Annotated in this window: 18 protein-coding genes; 6 read left to right on the forward strand and 12 right to left on the reverse strand. The window is 65.6% G+C overall.

The window, feature by feature from the left end; translation table 11 throughout:
* Positions 1-48 precede the first annotated feature (48 nt).
* The 3 genes from LPA45_RS14425 to recG all read right to left on the reverse strand — a co-directional run bounded on the left by LPA45_RS14425 (position 49) and on the right by recG (position 5,152).
* Entirely contained in the window at positions 49-1,491 is a 1,443-nt protein-coding gene (locus LPA45_RS14425) for a catalase (protein ID WP_317922948.1), read from the reverse strand.
* Positions 1,492-1,893: 402 nt separating this feature from the next.
* On the reverse strand, positions 1,894-2,844 hold the full coding sequence (locus tag LPA45_RS14430) for a LysR substrate-binding domain-containing protein (protein ID WP_116318092.1): 951 nt from the start codon (positions 2,842-2,844) through the stop codon (positions 1,894-1,896).
* A 109-nt stretch (positions 2,845-2,953) separates the two neighbouring features.
* Complete coding sequence (recG, locus tag LPA45_RS14435) at positions 2,954-5,152, reverse strand: ATP-dependent DNA helicase RecG (protein WP_317922949.1); 2,199 nt, start codon at positions 5,150-5,152, stop codon at positions 2,954-2,956.
* Between the two features lie 212 nt (positions 5,153-5,364).
* Between recG and queA the strand changes: the two genes are divergently transcribed.
* From queA to secF, 5 genes are all read left to right on the forward strand, one after another.
* Positions 5,365-6,453 carry a tRNA preQ1(34) S-adenosylmethionine ribosyltransferase-isomerase QueA gene (gene queA / locus LPA45_RS14440; RefSeq protein ID WP_317922950.1) on the forward strand — a complete coding sequence of 363 codons (1,089 nt, stop codon included), beginning with the start codon at positions 5,365-5,367 and terminating at the stop codon, positions 6,451-6,453.
* Between the two features lie 15 nt (positions 6,454-6,468).
* On the forward strand, positions 6,469-7,599 hold the full coding sequence (gene tgt / locus LPA45_RS14445; protein ID WP_116318095.1) for a tRNA guanosine(34) transglycosylase Tgt: 1,131 nt from the start codon (positions 6,469-6,471) through the stop codon (positions 7,597-7,599).
* 221 nt (positions 7,600-7,820) lie between these two features.
* Positions 7,821-8,147, forward strand: coding sequence for a preprotein translocase subunit YajC (gene yajC / locus LPA45_RS14450; RefSeq protein ID WP_116318096.1), 327 nt, complete (start codon positions 7,821-7,823; stop codon positions 8,145-8,147).
* Positions 8,148-8,365: 218 nt separating this feature from the next.
* Positions 8,366-10,237 (forward strand): protein translocase subunit SecD, encoded by a 1,872-nt coding sequence (gene secD / locus LPA45_RS14455; RefSeq protein ID WP_317922951.1) that lies wholly within the window; start codon positions 8,366-8,368, stop codon positions 10,235-10,237.
* Positions 10,238-10,289: 52 nt separating this feature from the next.
* Positions 10,290-11,261: a protein translocase subunit SecF gene (gene secF / locus LPA45_RS14460; RefSeq protein ID WP_116318098.1), complete on the forward strand. Its 972-nt coding sequence runs from the start codon at positions 10,290-10,292 to the stop codon at positions 11,259-11,261.
* Between the two features lie 71 nt (positions 11,262-11,332).
* Here the strand turns inward: secF and LPA45_RS14465 are convergent, their stop codons facing one another.
* From LPA45_RS14465 to purB, 8 genes are all read right to left on the reverse strand, one after another.
* On the reverse strand, positions 11,333-12,340 hold the full coding sequence (locus LPA45_RS14465) for a response regulator (RefSeq protein ID WP_116318099.1): 1,008 nt from the start codon (positions 12,338-12,340) through the stop codon (positions 11,333-11,335).
* On the reverse strand, positions 12,337-13,470 hold the full coding sequence (locus LPA45_RS14470; RefSeq protein ID WP_199414535.1) for a hybrid sensor histidine kinase/response regulator: 1,134 nt from the start codon (positions 13,468-13,470) through the stop codon (positions 12,337-12,339). Before LPA45_RS14470 ends, LPA45_RS14465 begins: the two co-directional genes overlap by 4 nt.
* Positions 13,471-13,485: 15 nt before the next feature.
* Positions 13,486-14,817, reverse strand: a complete 1,332-nt coding sequence (locus LPA45_RS14475) for a sensor histidine kinase (protein WP_116318101.1) — start codon at positions 14,815-14,817, stop codon at positions 13,486-13,488.
* 22 nt (positions 14,818-14,839) lie between these two features.
* A complete protein-coding gene (locus LPA45_RS14480; RefSeq protein WP_116318102.1) occupies positions 14,840-16,231 on the reverse strand; it encodes a class I SAM-dependent methyltransferase in 1,392 nt (463 codons plus the stop codon).
* 385 nt (positions 16,232-16,616) lie between these two features.
* Positions 16,617-17,207 (reverse strand): YceI family protein, encoded by a 591-nt coding sequence (locus LPA45_RS14485; RefSeq protein ID WP_116318103.1) that lies wholly within the window; start codon positions 17,205-17,207, stop codon positions 16,617-16,619.
* Between the two features lie 84 nt (positions 17,208-17,291).
* Positions 17,292-17,873, reverse strand: a complete 582-nt coding sequence (locus tag LPA45_RS14490; protein ID WP_317922952.1) for a YceI family protein — start codon at positions 17,871-17,873, stop codon at positions 17,292-17,294.
* 67 nt (positions 17,874-17,940) lie between these two features.
* A complete protein-coding gene (locus LPA45_RS14495) occupies positions 17,941-18,495 on the reverse strand; it encodes a cytochrome b (RefSeq protein WP_317922953.1) in 555 nt (184 codons plus the stop codon).
* A gap of 292 nt (positions 18,496-18,787) precedes the next feature.
* Positions 18,788-20,164 carry an adenylosuccinate lyase gene (purB, locus tag LPA45_RS14500; protein ID WP_317922954.1) on the reverse strand — a complete coding sequence of 459 codons (1,377 nt, stop codon included), beginning with the start codon at positions 20,162-20,164 and terminating at the stop codon, positions 18,788-18,790.
* A 387-nt stretch (positions 20,165-20,551) separates the two neighbouring features.
* On the opposite strand from purB, the gene LPA45_RS14505 reads away from it, so the two are divergent.
* On the forward strand, positions 20,552-21,166 hold the full coding sequence (locus LPA45_RS14505) for a glutathione S-transferase N-terminal domain-containing protein (RefSeq protein ID WP_317922955.1): 615 nt from the start codon (positions 20,552-20,554) through the stop codon (positions 21,164-21,166).
* Between the two features lie 67 nt (positions 21,167-21,233).
* On the opposite strand, the gene mnmA is transcribed toward LPA45_RS14505, so the two are convergent.
* The gene (gene mnmA / locus LPA45_RS14510) at positions 21,234-22,286 is read right to left on the reverse strand and encodes a tRNA 2-thiouridine(34) synthase MnmA (RefSeq protein WP_116318272.1); all 1,053 of its coding nucleotides are present in this window, start codon (positions 22,284-22,286) and stop codon (positions 21,234-21,236) included.
* Positions 22,287-22,291 lie beyond the last annotated feature (5 nt).

Genomic DNA, 22,291 nt, shown 5'->3' on the forward strand with positions numbered 1-22,291 from the left:
TGATTCTCCCGGGCGCGGCAGCTATCGCGGGCCGCCGCGCCAGACTGGTTACTTCTGGTCAAGCGCGCGCTTCACGCCCTCGCCGTAGGCCGGGTCGGCCTTGGTGAAGTGCTCGATCTGCTTGCGCACGATCTCTTCCGGCACGCCCTGCATTGCCGCCGCGATATTGGCGAACAACCGCTGGCGCTGGCCTTCGTCGAACAGCCGGAACAGCGCGCCGGGCTGGCTGTAATAGTCCGTGTCGACGCGGTGGTCCCAGCGGTCGGCCGCGCCGTCGAGCGCCAGCGGCGGCTCGATCGCGCGTTCGCTGGCGCCATAGGCGCTCTCGCGGTTCGGCTCGTAGTTCAGCTTGCCGCCCTGGTTGCCGTCCACGCGCATCGCGCCGTCGCGGTGGAAGGTGTTGTGGAACGGGCATTTCGGCGCGTTCACCGGGATCTGGTGGTGGTTGATGCCCAGCCGGTAGCGCTGCGTGTCGCCGTACGAGAACAGGCGCCCCTGCAGCATCTTGTCGGGCGAGAAGCCAATGCCCGGCACGATATTGGCTGGATTCATCGCCACCTGCTCGACCTCGGCAAAATAATTGTCCGGGTTGCGGTTCAGTTCCAGCACGCCCACGTCGATCAGCGGGTAGTCCTGGTGCGGCCAGACCTTGGTCAGGTCGAACGGGTGGATGTGGTACCTGGCCGCATCCGCTTCCGGCATGACCTGCACGCGCAGGTTCCAGCGCGGGAAGTTGCCCTGCTCGATGTTCCCGAACAGGTCGCGCTGCGCGCTCTCGCGGTCGCTCGCCACCACCTTGGCCGCCTCTTCATTGGTCCAGTTGGCAATGCCCTGCTGCGACTTGAAATGGAACTTGACGTAGAAGCGTTCGTTATTGGCGTTGATGAATGAATACGTATGCGAGCCAAAGCCATGGATCTGGCGATAGTTCTGCGGCAGGCCGCGGTCGCTCATCAGGATGGTGACCTGGTGCAGCGATTCAGGATGGCGCGACCAGAAATCCCACACCGCGACCGGATCGCGCAGGTTGGTGCGCGGGTTGCGCTTCTGCGTATGGATAAAGTCAGGGAACTTGAGCGGATCGCGCACGAAGAACACTGGCGTGTTGTTGCCGACCACGTCCCAGTTGCCTTCATCGGTATAGAACTTGACAGAGAAGCCGCGCACGTCGCGCTCGGCATCGGCCGCCCCGCGCTCGCCGGCGACGGTCGAGAAGCGGATGAACAGCGGCGTTTCCTTACCGACTTCGGCAAAGATCGAGGCCTTGGTGTATTTCGTGATGTCGTGCGTGACGCGGAACGTGCCATAGGCGCCGGAGCCTTTGGCGTGCACGCGCCGCTCGGGAATGACTTCACGGTCGAAGTGGGCCAGTTTTTCGAGGAACCAGACATCCTGCAACAGCATCGGGCCGCGCGGGCCGGCGGTCTGCGAGTTCTGGTTGTCGGCAACGGGTGCGCCGGCTGCAGTGGTGAGAGTGTCCTTCTTGCTCATCTATTCCTCTTGTTGTGGGTAGGCTGGAAGAGATCGCCGCGTCAGTTCGCGGCGGCATAGGAGGCAAGGCAATCGAGCAGGAAGCGCTTCATGCGGACAGAAAAGGGGCGCGCTTTGTTATTGCTTGTCGTGGACTGGGCGCTGGTGCTCATGATCGGCTCCTTGCCTGGTTCGATGCAGTTTGCATCGACCAAACCCAGTCTACAAATAAACTATTACATTGAGAATTTAATTATTTATACCTATGTATTAGGTCAAATCTATTCGACTTTTGTCGAGCTTATGCCGGCTAGAAGTGACGAACCGAGGACAAGTTCCTGAAAGGCCGTATTGCAGCGGCGGAAAAAACAAAGGCCGCAGCGGAAATCCCGCTGCGGCCTTGTCTTTGTGTCTGGTGGTGACTCAGGCGGCTTCGGCCAGCTCCTTGGCATCGAGCTTGCGCACGCCGGGCAAGTCGCAGGCGGCCACGGCAGTGGCCAGGGCTTCCATCGCCGGCAGGCGGGTGAAGCTCTTGCGCCAGGCCAGCACCACGCGGCGGTCGGGCACCGGGTCGGCAAACGGCACGTACGAAAGCATGTCGCCCTTGGCCTTCAGGTCGGGAACCGAGGTACGCGGCAGCACGGTAATGCCAACCCCGCTGGCCACCATATGGCGAATGGTTTCCAGCGACGAGCCTTCGAAAGTCTTCTGGATCCCGTCTGCGGCCTGCGAGAAGCGCGACAGCTCCGGGCACACGCCCAGCACGTGGTCGCGGAAACAGTGGCCGCTGCCCAGCAGCAACATGGTCTGCCGCTTCAGCTCGTCCGGGTCGATCGAGCGTGCTTCGGCGAGCTGGTGGCCGCGCGGCACGGCGACCACGAAGGGCTCGTCGTAGAGCGGGCGCACGGTCAGGCCGGAATCGGGGAACGGCTCGGCCATCACCGCGCAATCGATCTCGCCCTGCTTGAGCAGTTCGATCAGCTTGTGCGTGTAGTTCTCCTGCAGCATCAGCGGCATCTGCGGCACGGTCCCGATCATCTGCTTGACCAGCGACGGCAGCAGGTACGGCCCGATGGTGTAGATCACGCCCACGCGCAGCGGCCCGGCCAGCGGGTCCTTGCCCTGCTTGGCGATCTCGCGGATGGCCATGGTCTGTTCGAGCACGCGCTGGGCCTGCGCCACGATCTGTTCGCCAATATTAGTCACCGACACCTCGGAGGTGCCGCGCTCGAAGATCTGCACGTTGAGTTCGTCTTCCAGCTTCTTGATGGCGACCGACAGCGTCGGCTGCGACACGAAGCAGGCTTCGGCGGCCCGGCCGAAATGGCGCTCGCGCGCCACGGCGACGATGTACTTGAGTTCGGTGAGCGTCATGACTTATCAATTCCGGGTAGGCGATAGATTTTACCTTCGATTGCCGGTTCTGTCAGAGCGCCCCTGCGATTCGTGCGGTATGCGTACGATGCCGCACAGGGGAACGCTGTCAGGCCTTCAGGTAGTGCTCGCGCCCGCCCAGCCAGCGCGACAGATGGGCTTCGACCGCCTCGGGGAACTGCGCCAGCATCAGCTCGGCCGCCTCCTGTGCATACTCGACCAGCCATGCGTCCGTCTCAAGATCGGCAAAACGCAACATGGCTTCGCCTGACTGGCGCGCGCCAAGGAATTCACCCGGGCCGCGGATTTCCAGGTCGCGGCGCGCGATCTCGAAACCATCGGTGGTCTCGCGCATGGTCGCCAGCCGCTCGCGCGCGGTGGGCGACAGCGGCGCCTGGTACATCAGCAGGCACACCGATTCGGCGCTGCCCCGCCCTACCCGGCCGCGCAGCTGGTGCAATTGCGCCAGGCCGAAGCGCTCGGCATGCTCGATCACCATCAGCGAGGCATTGGGCACGTCTACGCCCACCTCGATCACCGTGGTGGCGACCAGCACCTGCATGCGGTTGGCGCTGAAGTCATCCATCACCGAGGCCTTCTCGGCCGGCGGCAGGCGGCCGTGTACCAGCCCGACGCGCAGGTCGGGCAGCGCGGCGATCAGCGTCTCATAGGTCTCGACCGCGGTCTGCAGCTGCAATGCCTCGCTTTCCTCGATCAGCGGACAAACCCAGTAGACCTGACGGCCCTCGGCAGCGGCGTGATGGATGCGCGCGATCACTTCGTCGCGCCGCTCGTCGTTGACGAGGCGCGTGACGATCGGCGTGCGGCCCGGCGGCAGTTCATCGATCACGGATACGTCGAGGTCCGCGTAATACGTCATGGCAAGCGTGCGCGGGATCGGCGTGGCCGACATCATCAGCTGGTGCGGCACGGTGTCGGGCGCCGGCACATCGGACGCGCCGGCCTTGCCGCGCAATGCCAGCCGCTGGGCCACGCCAAAGCGGTGCTGTTCGTCGACCACCGACAGGCCGAGCCTGGCGAAGCGCACCGTGTCCTGGATCAGCGCGTGCGTGCCGATCACCAGTTGCGCCTCGCCCGATTCCACGCGCGCCGCGGCCTCGCGCTTCTCGCGCGCCTTCAGGCTGCCGGCCAGCCAGACCACCGGAACGCCGAGCGGCTCCAGCCACGCCGACAGCTTGCGGAAGTGCTGCTCGGCCAGGATTTCGGTCGGCGCCATCAGCGCGGCCTGGTAGCCGGCGTCGATCGCCTGGCACGCCGCCAGCGCGGCAACGATGGTCTTGCCGCTGCCCACGTCGCCCTGCAACAGCCGGTGCATCGGGTGCGGGCGTGCCATGTCGGCGGCGATCTCGGCCACCACGCGTTCCTGCGCACCGGTCAGGCGGAACGGGAGTGCCGCCAGGAAGCGCGTCAGCAGGCCACCTTCACGGGGCGGCATGGTCGGCGCGGTCTTTTCGCGCCGCGCGGCGTGCGCGCGCCGCAGCGAAATCTGCTGCGCCAGCAGTTCGTCGAACTTGATGCGCTGCCAGGCCGGGTGCGAACGGTCGGCCAGCGCTGCTTCGCTTTCTTCAGGAGGCGGCGCATGCAGCAGGCGCAGGCAGTCGGCCAGCGGGCGCAGCTGCAGGCGCGCCAGCGGGCCCTGCAGCACCGGCCGCGGCAGCGTCTCGGGCATCGGCGTGCGCGACAGCGCGCCGCCGATCGCCTTGCGCAGGTAGGCCTGCGCGATGCCGGCGGTGGACGGATACACCGGCGTCAGCCGGTCCGGCAGCGCTTCGCCCTCCACCACCGGGCGCACCGTCGGGTGGACCATCTCGGCGCCGAAGAAGCCGCCGCGGATCTCGCCGCGCACGCGCAACCGCACGCCTTCGGCCATCTGCTTGGTCTGGCTGCCGTAGAAGTTGAGGAAACGCAGCGTCAGCTCGCCGGACTCGTCGGCGATCTTGACCACCAGCTGGCGGCGCGGGCGGAACGTGACTTCGTTGGAGATGACCTCGCCTTCCACCTGCGCTGGCTGGCCGAGCCCCGCGCGGCGGACCGCGTCGGCAATCGGCGCCAGGGTGGTCTCGTCCTCGTAGCGCATCGGCAGGTGCAGCACCAGATCGACCGGGCGGCGCAGGCCGAGCTTGGCGAGGCGGGCTGCCGCGGAGGAAGTGGCGGATGACGTGGCGGAGGAGGTGGCGGATGCCGCGGGCTTGCCCTTGCCCTCCCCGGCCTTGCCGCGCGCGGGTGCGCTCGCCTCCTTGGCGGCATCGGCTGACAGGTCGGTCGTTTCGGTGGCGGTTCCGGGCATCGGCAGCGAAGACTGGTGGCAACGGACGGCTGGCACGGGGCGGGAGCGCAGGCAAATAGCCGTTATCACGCCCGGCCCGGCGGCAAGCACGCCCGTGGCCTTACAATATCGGATTCGCCGATTGTACCCATGCCGGCTGCCACCACGGGCGGCGAGTGCCGCTTTGTGCCTCGCTTTCCGACCCGTCGCAGGCCCCGCGCGCCGTTTCCACGATGTTGACGCTTTCCGATTTCGATTTTCCGCTGCCGCCAGAACTGATCGCCCAGAGCGCGCTGCCTGACCGCAGCGCCAGCCGGCTGCTGGTGGTGGAACGGGTCGCACCCGCCGATACCACCGATGCGGTGCGCCTGGTCGACCGTGCCTTCAGTGACATCGTCGACTACCTCCGCCCCGAAGACCTGCTGGTCTTCAACGACACGCGCGTGATCAAGGCACGCTTCTTCGGCCACAAGCCCAGCGGCGGCAAGGTCGAGGTGCTGGTCGAGCGCGTGCTGGACGCGCATACCGTGCTGGCCCAGGTACGCGCCTCCAAGACGCCCGCCGAGGGCAGCGCGCTGCACCTGGCCGACGACGCCTTCGCGGTGACGGTTGGGCCGCGCGTGGACCAGTTCTTCACGCTGCGCTTCCCCGAGCCGGCGCTCGACCTGATCGAGCGCTTTGGCCGCCTGCCGCTGCCGCCTTACATCACGCACGATCCCGACGCCTACGACGAAACCCGCTACCAGACTGTCTACGCGCGCAATCCGGGCGCCGTGGCGGCGCCGACCGCTGGCCTGCATTTCGACGACGCGCTATTCGCCCGCCTCGATGCCGCCGGCGTTCGCCGCGCCTTCCTGACGCTGCACGTGGGTGCCGGCACCTTCCAGCCGGTGCGCACCGAGAACCTGGCCGAGCACAAGATGCACTCGGAGTGGTACGCCGTCTCCGAGGCACTGGCCCAGGCCGTGCGCGAGACCCGCGCCCGCGGGGGCCGCGTGATCGCGGTCGGCACCACGTCGCTGCGCGCACTGGAATCGGCCGCGCAGCCTGACGGCGCGCTGGCCGCCGGCAGCGGCGACACCGATATCTTCATCACCCCGGGCTACCGTTTCCGGCTGGTCGATGCCCTGATCACCAACTTCCACCTGCCCAAGTCGACGCTGCTGATGCTGGTGTCGGCGCTGGCCGGCGTGGAAGCCATCCGCGCCACCTACCGCCATGCGGTCGAGCAGCGCTACCGCTTCTTCAGCTACGGCGACGCGATGCTGCTGACGCGCCGGAATGATGCCGATACCGCAGATACCGCAGATACCGCGGCCTGAACCCTGACACAAGCCATGCTCAACTTCGAACTCCTCACCACCGACGGCAATGCCCGCCGCGGCCGCGTCACGCTGAACCACGGCGTGGTCGAGACCCCGATCTTCATGCCGGTGGGCACGTATGGCTCGGTCAAGGCGATGTCGCCGCTGGAACTCAAAGAGATCGACGCGCATATCATCCTGGGCAATACCTTCCACCTTTGGCTGCGCCCGGGCCTGGAAGTGGTCAACGCCCATCAGGGCCTGCACAAGTTTATCGGCTGGGATAAGCCAATCCTGACCGATTCCGGCGGTTTCCAGGTATTTTCACTGGGCGATCTGCGCAAGATCACTGAAGATGGCGTCACGTTCGCGTCGCCGGTCAATGGCGACAAGCTCTTCCTGTCGCCCGAGATCTCGATGCAGATCCAGCGCACGCTGAACTCGGACATCGTGATGCAGTTCGACGAGTGCACGCCGTACGAGATCGACGGCCGCCCCGCCACGCACGAGGAAGCGGCCAAGTCGATGCGCATGAGCCTGCGCTGGGCCAAGCGCTCGCGCGACGAATTCGAGCGGCTGGCCAATCCCAATGCGCTGTTCGGCATTGTCCAGGGCGGCATGTACGAGGACCTGCGCGACGAATCGCTGGCAGGCCTGTCGGAGCTGGATTTCCACGGCTTTGCCATCGGCGGCCTGTCTGTCGGCGAGCCCAAGGAAGACATGATGCGCGTGCTCGAGCACGTGGCGCCCCGCCTGCCGGCCAACAAGCCGCACTACCTGATGGGCGTGGGCACGCCCGAGGACCTGGTCGCGGGCGTCGCCGCCGGCGTCGACATGTTCGACTGCGTGATGCCGACCCGCAACGCGCGCAACGGCTGGCTGTTTACCCGCTTCGGCGACGTCAAGATCAAGAACGCCGTGCACCGCAACGACCCGCGCCCGCTCGACGAAAGCTGCGCCTGCTACACCTGCCGCAATTTCTCGCGCGCCTACCTGCACCACCTGCACCGGGTCGGCGAGATCCTGGGCGCGCGGCTGAACACGATCCACAACCTGCACTATTACCTGCAGTTGATGCGCGAGGTGCGCGAGTCGATCGAGCAGCACCGCTTTGCCGACTTCCGCCGCCAGTTTGCGTCCGACCGCGCCCGCGGCACGCAGTGAAATCGATGCAGCGGCGCGAACTTTCGCGCCGCCGCCGGTCGAATACCGGGGTTGCCTGCGGACGGCTTGCGTTACCCGGCGCACTGCCCGCCGGCACGTGCCGCGAGTCGCCCTGAAAGCACCCCGAAGAAACCCGCATTCCGCCCTAGAATGCCAAAGGGGGCAAGATGCGAATGGTAGAATGATCGATTACTTGACTGACTTTGTGACGGAGAATCAACGTGCTGATTTCTAACGCATTTGCCCAGACCGCCGGTTCCGGCGGCGCGGCTGGCGGCCTGATGAGCTTCCTGCCCATCATCCTGATGTTTGGTGTGCTGTGGTTCATCATGATCCGCCCCCAAATGAAGCGCCAGAAAGAATCGAAGGCAATGCTCGAAGCACTGGCCAAGAACGACGAAGTCGTCACCGCCGGCGGCATCCTGGGCCGTGTGACCAAGGTCACCGACCAGTACGTCAGCCTGGAAATCGCGGAAGGCACCGAAATCACCGTCCAGAAGAACGCCGTGACCACGGTGCTGCCGAAGGGTTCGCTGAAGGCGCTCTGATCCGCCGATCGCCCCGATCGACTAAGCGACTCCCGCCTTTGTCTTTTCCGGCATGCCCGTTCGCGCATGCCCCGGCAGCCGCCTGATCCAGCCCGCCAGAGCCTCCGTGGCTCCGTTGAGTGGCTGCCAGGCGGCTGTTTGCCAAACCGGTTCGGCCCCGCCGACGTGGCGCGCCACGCCTGCGCCGGCCCCGCCAACCGCTGAATGACTGGCCCGAGATGAATCGTTATCCGCTTTGGAAATACCTCGTGATCCTGGTGGCGCTGACCATCGGCATCCTTTACACCTTGCCGAACTTCTTCGGCGAGGCACCCGCCGTGCAGGTGTCGTCGGGCAAGGCCACGGTCAAGGTCGACCTGTCCATGCAGAAGCAGGTCGAAGAGATCCTGGCGCAGAACCAGCTGCAGCCTGATGGCGTGTTCTTTGACATTTCCGGCCAGTCCGGCTCGGTCAAGGCACGCTTCCGCACCACCGACGAGCAGCTCAAGGCCAAGGACGTGCTGTCGCGCACGCTCAACCCCGACGCCGCCGACCCCGCCTACGTGGTCGCGCTGAACCTGCTGTCGGGTTCGCCGCGCTGGCTGACCTCGCTGCACGCGCTGCCGATGTACCTGGGCCTGGACCTGCGCGGCGGCGTGCACTTCCTGCTGCAGGTCGACATGAAGGACGCCGTCGACAAAAAGCTCGACAGCCTGGCCGGCGACGCGCGCACGCTGCTGCGCGACAAGAATATCCGCCATGGCGGCATCGACCGCGACGGCGAGCGCCTGACGGTGCGCTTCAACAACGCCGAAGATGCCAACCGCGCGCGGCCCATCCTGGCCGACAACCTGCGCGAAGTGGCCTTCGCCATGGACGGCAACAATATCGTCGGCACCTTCACCGAAGCCGCCCGCAAGGCGGTTCAGGACGCTGCCGTCAAGCAGAACATCACCACGCTGCACAACCGCGTCAACGAACTGGGCGTGGCCGAGCCGGTGATCCAGCAGCAAGGCGCCGACCGTATCGTGGTGCAGCTGCCGGGCGTGCAGGACACCGCCAAGGCCAAGGACATCATCGGCCGCACCGCCACGCTGGAAGCGCGCCTGGTGGACAACGACGCGCCGCGCAGCCCGCGCCCGGGCGACCCGGTCCCGTTCGGCAGCGAGCTGTTCACGCAAGGCAATGGCGCCCCGGTCGTGCTGAAGAAGCAGGTCATCTTCACCGGCGACCGCATCGAAAGCGCCTCGGCCGGCTTCGACCAGAACCAGCAGCCTTCGGTCAACATCAAGCTCGACGCCCAGGGCGGCCGGGTCCTGCGCGACGTCTCGCGCGAGAACCTGAAGAAGCCGATGGCGATCGTGCTGTTCGAGAAGGGCAAGGGCGAAGTGCTGACGGTGGCGACGATCCAGTCCGAACTGGGTTCGAGCTTCCAGATCACCGGCTCCTACTCCACCGAAGCCGCCAACGACCTGGCCCTGCTGCTGCGCGCCGGCTCGCTGGCCGCGCCGATGGAGATCATCGAAGAGCGCACCATCGGCCCGTCGCTGGGTGCCGACAACATCCAGAAGGGTTTTGACTCGGTCGCCTACGGCTTTGCCGCCATCGCCGTGTTCATGATCCTGTACTACATGCTGTTCGGCGTGTTCTCGGTGGTGGCGCTGGGCGTGAACCTGCTGCTGCTGATCGCGGTGCTGTCGATGCTGCAAGCCACGCTGACGCTGCCGGGCATCGCCGCTATCGCGCTGGTGCTGGGCATGGCCATCGACGCCAACGTGCTGATCAACGAGCGTATCCGCGAGGAGTTGCGCGCCGGGGCATCGCCGCAGATGGCAATCGCGGTCGGCTTCGAGCGCGCCTGGGCCACCATCCTGGACTCGAACGTGACCACGCTGATCGCCGGCCTGGCGCTGCTTGCCTTCGGCTCGGGCCCGGTGCGCGGCTTTGCCGTGGTGCACTGCCTGGGCATCCTGACCTCGATGTTCTCGGCGGTGTTCTTCAACCGCGGCCTGGTCAACCTCTGGTACGGCCGCAAGAAGAAGCTGCAGAGCGTGGCCATCGGCCAGATCTGGAAGCCGGGCAACGCCACTGACACGCCGGTCGCCAAGTAAGCGACCCGCACCGTCGATCAGCAACAACCAGCAGTACTGAACAGGATTCAACATGGAATTCTTCCGCATCCGGCGCGACATTCCGTTCATGAAGCACGCGTTGGTCTTCAACGTGATCTCCTTCGTGACGTTTGCCGCGGCCGTGTTCTTCCTCTGGCAAAAGGGCCTGCACCTGTCGATCGAATTCACCGGCGGCACGGTGATGGAGGTCAGCTACCAGCAGGCGGCCGACCTGGAAAAGATCCGCGGCCAGGTGGGCAAGCTGGGCTATACCGACGTGCAGGTGCAGAACTTCGGCACCTCGCGCGACGTGATGATCCGCCTGCCGCTGCAGAAGGGCCCGGACGGCAAGCCAGTCACCTCGGCCCAGCAGAGCGAGCAGGTGATGGGCGCGCTGCAGGCCGCCTCGCCCGACGTCAAGCTGCAACGGGTCGAGTTCGTCGGCCCGCAGGTGGGCAAGGAGCTGGCCACCGACGGCCTGCTGGCGCTGCTGTGCGTGGTGGCGGGTATCGTGATCTACCTGTCGTTCCGCTTTGAATGGAAGTTCGCGGTGGCGGGCATCATCGCCAACCTGCACGACATCGTCATCATCCTGGGCTTCTTCGCCTACTTCCAGTGGGAGTTCTCGCTGTCGGTGCTGGCGGCGATCCTGGCGGTGCTGGGTTACTCGGTCAACGAATCGGTCGTTATCTTCGACCGGATCCGCGAGGCCTTCCGCAAGTACCGCAAGATGACCACCCACGAGGTCATCGACCACGCGATCACCAGCACCATGTCGCGAACCATCATCACCCACGGCTCGACCGAGATGATGGTGCTGTCGATGTTCTTCTTCGGCGGCCCGACGCTGCACTACTTCGCGCTGGCGCTGACGGTGGGTATCCTGTTCGGTATCTATTCGTCGGTGTTCGTGGCCGCGGCGCTGGCCATGTGGCTGGGCGTGAAGCGCGAGGACCTGGTCAAGGGCGAAAAGAAGGGAGAGTCGACCGACCGGAACGATCCGAACTTCGGGGCGCAGGCCTGACGGTCCGCTGCTACGACAAAGAAAATGGCGCCCCGCGGGGCGCCATTTTTATTGGGGCGGATGCAACCGTATCAGGCCTGCTCCGAGAACCGCTCGATCCACGCCGCCAGCCGGTCGGCCGCGAACGTCTCCGTGCGCGGCGCTGCCCGGCACAGGATGGTGTTCCCATCGCGCGCGAACTGCAATGCGCCGCCGGCCTCGTCCAGCCACAGCAGGCTGGCCAGCCAGGCCGCGTGATGGGGCGACACCGGCGTGCCCACCGGCTGCGCCAGGAACTCGGCCAGCGCAGCCGGCGTGGTCCACACCACGGCATCGCCGTCGCGGCGCACCACGTCACTGCCCAGCGCGTCGGCAATGACCACGACCGCGTCAGCCGCGCCCTTGCCCGCGTTGGCACTGCGCAGCGCCGCCAGCCGAATGCCCACGGCATGGCCAAAGCTGCCGCTGCGCTCGGACTCGGCGCGCACCAGGTCGGCATAGTCCATGCGCTGCCAGTCCGGGTCGGCGTTTTTGGCGCCGGCCAGGTCGGCCGCCGCCAGGTAGGTTTCGACCGGCTGGAAGCGGCCCGGGCCGATCAGGCTGGCGCACAGCGCATGCAGCATGCCGATCCGGGTGGCCACGGTCTGTGTCTGCAGCACCGCCAGTTTCTCGCGCACCAGCTGGTCGCGCTCCTTGCGCAGGCCCGCCAGCTCCAGCGCCTGCTTCAGTTCCATGCGCAGCGCGGTGATGTCCCACGGCTTCTTGATATAGCGGTGGATCTGGCCCTGGTTGACCGCCTCTACGGTCTGGTCCAGCTCGGAATAGGCCGTGGTCAGTATGCGCACGATATGCGGGTAGCGTTCGCGCGCATAGCGCAGCAGTTCATTGCCGTATTCGCCGGGCATGCGCTGGTCGGACACCAGCACCGCGAGGCTGTCGGCATGGGCGTCAAGCAGCGCCTTGCCCTCCTCCACCGAGCCGCCGGTCACCACCGGAGCCAGCGCCCCGATGGCGCGCTGGAAATACTTCACGGCGGTTGCTTCGTCATCGACGAACAGAATCGCCGGGGGTGGTGCCTGGGTGGCATTCGGTTCGCTCATCGGTCACTCCTAATCATTCGATTCTTGAAACTTGGAAAGTCCAGCGTCACGGTCGTGCCGGCGCCGGACGCGGATGCGATCCGGATGCCGCCGCCAAAGGACTGCATGACGCGGTTGCAAAAAATCATGCCCAGGCCGCTGCCGCCGGCACCGGCATGGGTGGTCACGGGATCGACCAGCAGGCGCTCCATCACCTCGGGCGGGATGCCGGGGCCGTTGTCGCTGATGTGGATTTCCTGGTGCGGCTGGGCCACCACCACGAAGCGCAGCGCCGGCGACGGCGTGCCGGCGAGCGCGCGCAGCGCGTTGCTCATCACCGACGACAGCACCAGCGCCACGCAGTTGGGCAGCGTCTGCACCGGGAAATCGCCGTGCATCTCGACCTGCACCCACTGGCGCTGGCCGCCGGAGAACGGGTAGGTATCGAGCAGCGACGCCACCAGCGCACCCGCGCTGACTTCGGCGCCGGGCTCGGGCCGCGCCGGCTTGCTGCCGGCACTGTTGCGCACCGACTGCAGGAATGACGACAGCACCGCCAGGCAATATTGCGCGTTGTCGTGCATGGCGCTGGCGGCCTGGCCGATCTCGCCCTGGCGCTGCTCGCTGTATTCGCCCGCGACCCGGCTTTCGATGCCTCGCGCGAAGTTGGCGATGGCCGCCAGCGGCGTGTTCAGCTCGTGCGCCAGGAAGGCCAGGGTCTCGTCGATCGCCATCAGCCGGTGCTGGCGCAGCGCGCGTTCGCGGTGGCGCTCGCCGGCCAGGCGCAGCACTTCGCGCACGTGGGCCACGCTCAGCGGCTTTTCAAGGATGCGGAAAACCTCGCCACTGTTGACCGTCTGCAGCAGCATGTCCTTGTCGGCATACGCCGTCACCAGGATGCGCACGATCTGCGGGTAAAGCTGCGCCACTTCGCGCAGCAGTTCGCCGCCATCGCGGCCGGGCATGCGGAAGTCGGTCACCAGGACGGCGATGCGCTGGCCATCGGTGGCGAGCGTGGCGATCGCCTCGTCGGCACTGGCAGCCAGCAGTACCTCATACTCCGAGCCCACTGCGCGCGCGAAATACTTGCGCGCCATATCCTCGTCGTCGACGTAAAGCAGGGTCGGCCGCGCTTGCTGCACCTCGGTCAGGGCACTCATGACGGCTTACTCCGCGCGCGGCAGGTCGAAGCTGAACGCGGCCCACTGCCCCAGCTCGCTCTCGGCGAAGAGCTGGCCGCCATGGCGCTCGATCACGGCGTAGCTGATCGACAGTCCCAGCCCCAGGCCCTGCCCCACGTCGCGCGTGGTGAAGAAGGGCTCGAACACGCGCGCCAGGTTTTCCTCGGCGATGCCGGGGCCGTTGTCGCGCACCGTGACGTGGAGCCGGCTGTCGGCCCAGCGCACCGTGGTATGGATCGCCGGCGCGGCCGTGCCGGCCTTGCGCATGGCCAGCGCGGCGTTGGAGAAGAGGTTGATCAGCACGCCGATGACCGCGGCCTCGTCGCCCAGCACCAGGGTGTCGCCCGGCAACTCGCGCGTCACCTTGACGCCGCGCAGTTCGTGCGCGGTCAGGCGGATCGACGAATCGAGCGCCTTCTCGAACAGGAACGGCGTGCCCTCCACCTCCGCACCCGGCTTGCGGTAGGCGAAGGTCTTCAGGTCGGACACGATATGCTGGATGCGCTGCATGCCCTGCTTGGCATCGACCAGGCATTCGGTCAGCGATTCGCTCTCCTTGGCCTGCGGCTCTTCCATCGCCACCTCGATCGCCATCAGGCAGAAGTTGACGGGGTTGTTGACCTCATGCAGCAGCCCGGCCGCCAGCGTACCGATCGCGGCCATCTTTTCCTGCTGCAGCATCTGGCCCTTGATGTCGACCAGCTTGCGGTTGATCACTTCCAGCTCGGCGTTCTTCTCGGCCACTTCCGCTTTCAGGCGGAACAGGATGAAACGCGCGCGCTCGTTAAAGAAGGTATAGACCCCGCTGGCCGCCGCCGCGAACAACAGGAACAGCGAGTTGACGATGAAGGTACCCATCGGCTCGATGCCCCCGGCGTGGAACAGGCACGCCAGCACGTACAGCAGGTACGAAAGCAGGCCAAAGACCAGGTTCTGCCACAGCCCGAACGGCAGCGCGATGCCCGAGGCGAAGATCGCCAGGTTCAGGCCGACGTAGTAAGGCGACTGCACCCCTTCGGTCTGCGAGATCATCCACGCGATCATGATCTGCGGCAGCAGCAGCCAGGTCAGCGTCAGCCAGGGCGCGAACCGGCGCCCGATGGCGCTGTACAGCATCACCACCACGCCCGCGATCAGCAGCGACACCACCACGCGCGCCACCGCGAATGCCAGCTGCTGCTGCGGATACTGGCCGTAGTCGAGCCCGACGCCGAGCAGGACCAGCACGATCGCGGTATAGGCGCCGCCGCGGCTGAACGCCAGGCGGAAGTCGGCCAGCTCGGACTGGTAGCCGGCGTAAAGTTGGTTGGTGCTCATGGGGTGGTCCGTCCGGACAGCCTCATTCAATGGTGGCTTCGGCAAAGACGTTGACGCCGGTGGGGTCGACGTAGATGCGGTGCGAATGTGAGTTCTCCGGCAGCAGCTGGGCCATGCCAGCGTCGTCGCGGTAAATCAGGTACCACTCGAGCAGGTGCTCCATGCCAAATTTCTCTGGATTGTTGGCATGCACGTTGGTGACCAGTACCTGGCCGCCCGAACGCGAACGCGAAGCGAAATACGCCAGCAGCCTCGTGCAGACCTTGTCCGACAGGTAATCGAACAGCCCCGCGCAGTAGACCGAGTCAAACTCCCGCGCACTGATATCGTCAGGCGAGATGCGGCGCTTGAGCAGTTCGTGCACCGACTGGTGCACCATTTCTACCGACACCTTGCGCCCGGCACCGGCGGCCGCGCTTTCGATCGAGCTGCGGGTGTAGTCCAGCGTCTCTTCGCTGAAGTCGACCAGCTGGAACGACAGCAGCTCGGGGTTGGGATACTCGCGCACGAAACGCTGGATCTCGAAGGCCGGCCCGCAGCCTACGTTGAGCACGCGGAACGGGCGGCCGGCGGCACGCGCACGCTCCGCCTGGCGCGTCAGGAAGTCGACCAGCAGGTCGATGCGGTTGCGGTGCGCGGTCGCCACCGCCGCCTTCAGGAAGGCGGTGTTGACGATCTGGAAGTAGGTGGTCGGGCCCTGCTGCGGATCGCTCAGGATCTGGTTGACCATCTCGTAGTCGCCGGCGTAGCCCAGCGGCTTGGTGAAGGTCCGGTACACGAACGGCGCGCGCAGCAGCAGCGGGTGCAGCGCGGACTGGGCGTAGGTGCGGTGCACCGGCGCGATTTCCGGGTCCACGCGCTCGGCCTCGCCCTCGAGCCAGTCGAGGTAGGTCTTGGTCTTGACCATGATCGGCGTGGCCAGCTCGTAGAACACGTCATCGCGCAGCTTGCCGTCTTTCTTCGGCAGCGATTCGGTCAGGTCGACCTGCTCGACCCAGCGCGACACCTCGGACAGGAACGCGCGCATCTCGTTGACCACGATCTGGTAGTCGCGCCGGATATTGAAGCGCGTATCCCAGTCCTGCACGAACAGCTCGGCTTCGCGCGCGACCGACTTGGGCTCGTTGTTCAGGTCGGTCAGCTCGCGCCATTCGTCGATCAGCGTCAGCGATACCACCGCGGTCAGGCCGGTGTTCACCAGGCTCATCACCACGGCCTTGCCTTGATAGGCGTTCTTGGCGCCCATGCGGACGCTGAGCTCGCTCAGCACCTCGCTGACCTGCACGATCGAATACGGATTGTAGATTTCCATCACCAGAGACTTTCTCTGGAGATTGATGATCGTGCCCCGCACCTGCTCGCCCTGCGAGTTGCGGAAACTAACTACCGGATCGATTTGCGTTTTGGAATACACGGTATTGCGCCAGGGAAATCCGAGAAACGCTGCGGGCCATACTGCATGGGCGGGACGGCCGGGTACAGCAGGAGGGGCGAGGGGATCGCGCGGAAGGCTACCGGTATCGGGATGTGCAGCGAATGCTCATAAGGATGCGCTATAGCCTGTTTGGCGGGCGGCGGCCTCGCCCTGTGCGGGAGAGCACCGACAAGCCCGGATCGTCTGGAATTGCCGCGGCCCATTGTACTGTGGCAATTGGGCGACGTACAACAAAGTGCCTTTACCGTCCCCTCTTGAGACGGGGTCGGCTACAGGATACCTAAAACCATGAAAAAAGGCCGGCGATTGCCGGCCTTGTGTCGTTTTATGCGAGCGGCCCATCGCGGGCCAACCCACGGCGCACTTACTCCGCGCGCACGCCTTCCACCTGGATGGCAAGCTTGACCTCAGGCTTGAAGCCCATCTTCACGCCGTAGTCCAGGCCGAAATCGGCGCGGTTGAACTCACCCACGGCATCGGCGCCGCAAGCTTCGCGCTTGAGCATCGGGTGCTGGATGCACTTGAATTCGCGGATTTCCAGCTTGACCGGCTTGGACACGCCACGCAGCGTCAGCACGCCTTCCACTTCGGTCGGCACGTCGCCCTTGAACTTGCTGAACTTGCCCTTGTAGGTCGCTTCGGGGAAGGCTTCCACGTTGAACATGTCCGGGCCCTTGGCGTGCTGGTTCAGCTTCGCATTGCCGAAATCGATCGAAGCCGGATCGATCTTGACCTCGATGGTACCGGCCCTGGCGGCACGGTCCAGCGTGACGGTGCCGCTGGACTTGTCGAACTTGCCGCGCCACGTCGACAGGCCGCCCAGGTGGTCGGCCTCGAAGCTCGGGTAGGTATGGGTCGGATCGAGGTTGTACGTCACGGTATTGGCCGAAGCCACGCCGAAGGCGGCGGTTGCGGAAATGGCCGCGACGGCGGCAACGACGGAACGCAGTTTCATGGGATCTCCCGACAAAAGCAGGTTAAACAGGTTAGCGGAACGTTCTTGGTATTAACGTCCTGGTACGTCAGCGGATTGCCGGCCTTACTTCTTGGCCTGCACGATACGGAACTTGATCTGAACGTCGTCGGCCACCACCGATGTGTCCTTCCACTCGCCGTCGCCGATATTGAAGACGGTGCGCTTGATCGGCAGCGCGCCCTCGAACACCTGGCTGGCGCCTTCCTGGCGGTAGGTGGCCGGCACCACCACGTCGACGGTCTTGCCCTTGATGGTCAGCTTGCCGGCGACGTCATACTTGCCCGGCGTGCCGTTCTTGATGCTGGTGGACTGGAACACGGCCTTGGGGTACTTGGCCGCGTCGAACCACTCCTTGCCCTTCACTTCCTTGGTGGTCTCGGCGTCGCCGATCTCGAAGCTGGCGACGTCGATCTCGACCTTGGCCGACGAGGTGGCAAGCTTGGCGGGGTCGAAATCGACCTGAGCGTCGAACTTCTTGAACTTGCCTTCCATTGGCACGCCAATCTGGCGCGCCACGGCGGTCACCGAGCTCTTGGCCGCGTCGACCTGGGCCCAGGCCAGGTTGGCGGCGATGCCGGCGGCTGCCAGCACGGCTGCCACGGTGGCGTTGATGGCCAGCGAGCCGCGGCGGGAATGGCGATTCATCTTCAATGACTCCTGTCAGGTTCGAGTTTCGGCGCACGGCGCCGCGGTACGGAGAAATTCGGCGCAGTCAGCGCAGGAACGGCAGCATCCGGCCCAGCGTGCCGTCGCGGTCGACGAACTGGTGCTTCACCGCCGCCGCCGCATGGACAACGACCACGGCGGCCATCAGGTAGTTCAGCCAGACATGCGCAAACTTGAGCACTTCCTTCAGTTCGTCGCTCTTCTCGATCAGCGCCGGCATCTTCCACAGGCCCAGGTAGACCACCGGCACGCCAGCCGCCGAACTGTAGAGATAGCCGCTGATGGGAACGATCACGATCAGCAGGTACAGCAAATGGTGCGCCCCGGCGGCGGCCCTGGCCTGCCAGGCCGGCGTGCCGGGCGCAACCGGCGGCGCCTGGTGCGTGGCGCGCCACAGCACCCTCAGCAGCGCCACGGCGAAGATCGTCACGCCCAGCCACTTGTGCCACGAATAGAGCTTCAGCTTGGTCGGCGTCAGCCCCGGAATGCCGGTCATGTACAGGCCGAGCCCGAACGCGCCGAAGATCGCCAGGGCGATGACCCAGTGCAGCGCGATGGCGGTGGCACCGTAGCCGGCCGGGGCATTGGCGGTAGAACGCATCTGTTTCCTCTCGCCCGCGTCATGGGCATTCACAAATTTGGGGACTCACCCTGGGATTGGATCCGCTGGAGCGCTGAAGATTCTCGCATTATTGCGGCGGGAAGTGCGCTCATGCAGGACAGTCCTTCATTAAGTTATTCAAATGCTTTGAAGCGACATTCTGCCGCAAGCGCCACAACGCCGCAGAGCGGGTTGCCAGTTGGCGCAACCAGGTGCCACCAAAGCAAAAAAGCCATCCTGGCGGATGGCTTTTTCTGGGCTGTGCCGGCGTCTGCGGCCGGCGGATGTGACGTCAGATGCGCTCAGCGAGCGAAACTGCCTTGCCGATGTAGCTGCCCGGCGTCATGTCGAGTAGCAGCTTCTTGGCATCGTCAGGGATGGCCAGGCCGTTGATGAAGGTCTGCAGCGCCTCGCGCGAGATGCCCTTGCCGCGGGTCAGCTCCTTGAGCTGCTCGTACGGGTTGGGCACGCCAAAGCGGCGCATCACGGTCTGCACCGGCTCGGCCAGCACTTCCCAGCAGTTGTCGAGGTCTTCGTCGAGGCGCTCGGGATTGGTTTCCAGCTTGCCCAGGCCGCGCAGGCAGGCCTCGTAGGCCAGCAGGCTGTAGCCGAAGGCCACGCCGATATTGCGCAGCACGGTCGAATCGGTCAGGTCACGCTGCCAGCGCGACACCGGCAGCTTTTCCGACAGGTGACGCAGCACTGCGTTGGCCAGGCCGACATTGCCTTCCGAATTCTCGAAATCGATCGGGTTGACCTTGTGCGGCATGGTCGACGAGCCGATTTCGCCGGCCTTGGTCTTCTGCTTGAAGTAACCCAGCGAGATATAGCCCCACACATCGCGGTTCAGGTCGAGCAGGATGGTATTGGCACGGGCAACCGCATCGAACAGCTCGGCCATGTAGTCGTGCGGCTCGATCTGGATGGTGTACGGGTTGAAGGTCAGGCCCAGGCGGGTCTCGATCACTTGCTTCGAGAAGGCTTCCCAGTCAAAGGTCGGGTACGCCGACAGGTGCGCGTTGTAGTTGCCCACCGCGCCGTTCATCTTGCCCAGCAGTTCGACCTGCTCGATGCGCCGGATCGCGCGCGCCAGGCGCGCGGCCACGTTGGCCATTTCCTTGCCCAGCGTGGTCGGGCTGGCCGGCTGGCCGTGGGTGCGCGACAGCATCGGCTGCGTGGCATTGAGCTTGGCCAGTTCCACCAGGCGGGCCTGCACGCGCTTGAGCGCCGGCACGATGACGCCGTCGCGGGCGCCCTTGAGCATCATGCCGTGCGAGGTGTTGTTGATGTCTTCCGAAGTGCAGGCGAAGTGGATGAACTCGCTGGCCGCTTCCAGCTCGGCATTGCCCTTGACCTGCTCCTTGAGCCAGTACTCGACCGCCTTCACGTCATGGTTGGTGACGGCTTCGATTTCCTTGATGCGGGCGGCATCGGCTTCGGAGAACTTGTCCACCAGCGCCAGCAGCGCGGCTTCGGAGGCGGCGGAGAACTTCGGCATGTCCGGCAGGCCGGCCTGGGCCAGCGCGATCAGCCAGTGCACCTCGACCTTGACGCGGTTGCGCATGAAGGCCGCCTCGGACAGCCATTCGCGCAGCGCGTCGGCCTTGGCGGCGTAGCGGCCATCGATCGGGGAAAGAGCGGTGAGCGGCGAAAGCGAAGAGGTGGTCATGCTGGAAACCGGGGAAAGGAAGGAATTAGGGGACGTACGGTGCGCGCCGCGGGGGCTGGCGCGTGTCAGCGTCGGATCGGCGGAAGCATCCGCCGGAAACAGGGGCGAAGCGCCCGATGCGCCGCACCGGCGGGTTCGCCCGCACGCGCGGCACCGGCGTCCGGCGCTGCGCAACGCGGGATTTTACCACCCCTGCCCCGGCTCGGGGGCAGCGGTCAAGTGCGTCCGCGGGGCATCGGTGCGCGACCCCGCATTCGTCCGGCACCGCAGGTATACTCGCGCACGCCGTTCCAGTAGCCTGTTATGAAGTGCATCGGGCAGCAGCGCACCCCGGCGCCGCTGCCACGCAGCAGACGATGCACTTCATAACAAGCTCAAGGGGAGAACATGAAGCTGTATGCGTCCCATACCAGTCCCTACGCGCGCAAGGTGCGCGTGGTGATGGCGGAAAAGAAAATCGACTACCAGCTGGTTGAAGAGGACGTCTGGTCGCCGGAATCCAGGATTGGTCAGTACAACCCCCTCGGCAAGGTGCCTTGCCTGGTGATGGAAGACGGCGGCGCCATCTACGATTCGCGCGTGATCGTCGAATATGTCGACACGTTGACGCCAGTCAGCCGGATGATCCCGCAAGGCGGGCGCGAACGACTGGAAGTGCGCTGCTGGGAAGCGCTGGCCGACGGCCTGCTCGACGCAGCGCTGCTGGCGCGCCTGGAAGTGACGCAGCGCGAGCCGCAAGAGCGCAGCGAGCGCTGGGTCAAGCGCCAGCTCGGCAAGATCGATGCGGCGCTGGCCGCCATGGCCAACGGCCTGGCCGACCGCCCCTTCTGCACCGGCACGCACTATTCGCTGGCAGATGTCGCGGTGGGCTGTGCACTGTCCTACCTGGATTTCCGCTTCCCCGACATCGCCTGGCGCGAGCGCCATCCCAACCTGGCGGGCCTGGAAGAAAAACTGTCGAAGCGGCAGTCGTTTATCGATACCGCGCCGCCGCGCGGTTGAAGCCCGCCTGCCCCAATGAAAAACACCCGCACGCAGCGGGTGTTTTTCATTCGACCGACGGCAGCGCTTACTGGATGATGCCGCCACCCAGGCACACGTCGCCGTCATACAGCACCGCCGACTGCCCCGGCGTGACGGCCCACTGCGCCTCGGCAAACCCCAGCTGCAGCGTGTCGCCGTCAGCGGCCTGCACGGTGCAGGCCGCGTCGCTCTGGCGATAGCGGGTCTTGGCCGCCATCGTGGCGCCCGCAGTCGGCGCCTCGCCGGCCACCCACGACAAATCTGACGCGGTCAGCACCGGCGTCAGCAGCCACGGGTGGTCGTGGCCCTGCACCACGTACAGCGTGTTGTTCTCCATATCCTTGCGCGCCACATACCAGGCATCGCCGTTGCCGTCGCGGCTGCCGCCCAAACCGATGCCCTTGCGCTGGCCAAGCGTATAGAACGCCAGCCCGATGTGCTCGCCCACGACCTTGCCCTCGGGCGTCTTCATCGGGCCCGGCCTGGTCGGCAGGTAGCGGTTCAGGAAATCGCGGAATGGCCGCTCGCCGATAAAGCAGATGCCGGTCGAATCCTTCTTCTTCGCGTTCGGCAGGCCGATCCCCGCGGCGATCTCGCGCACGCGGGTCTTGGGCATCTCGCCCAGCGGGAACAGCGTGCGCGACAGCTGCGCCTGGTTCAGCCGGTGCAGGAAATAGCTCTGGTCCTTGGTATGGTCGAGCGCCTTGAGCAGCTCGAAGCGCCCTGCCGCGTTCTGGCGCACGCGCGCATAGTGGCCGGTGGCAATAGTCTCGGCACCCAGCGACATGGCGTGGTCGAGGAAGGCCTTGAACTTGATCTCGGCATTGCACAGCACATCCGGGTTGGGCGTGCGTCCGGCCGAGTACTCGCGCAGGAAATCGGCGAAGACGCGGTCCTTGTACTCGGCGGCGAAGTTGACCGCCTCGACGTCGACGCCGATCAGGTCGGCCACCGACACCACGTCCAGCCAGTCCTGGCGCGTGGAGCAATACTCGCTGTCGTCATCGTCTTCCCAGTTCTTCATGAACAGGCCGATGACCTCGTAGCCCTGCTGCTTGAGCAGCCATGCGGTGACCGACGAATCGACCCCGCCCGACATGCCGA

It is taken from the genome of Cupriavidus sp. Agwp_2, assembly GCF_040784895.1.
In the GTDB taxonomy this organism is placed as follows: domain Bacteria; phylum Pseudomonadota; class Gammaproteobacteria; order Burkholderiales; family Burkholderiaceae; genus Cupriavidus.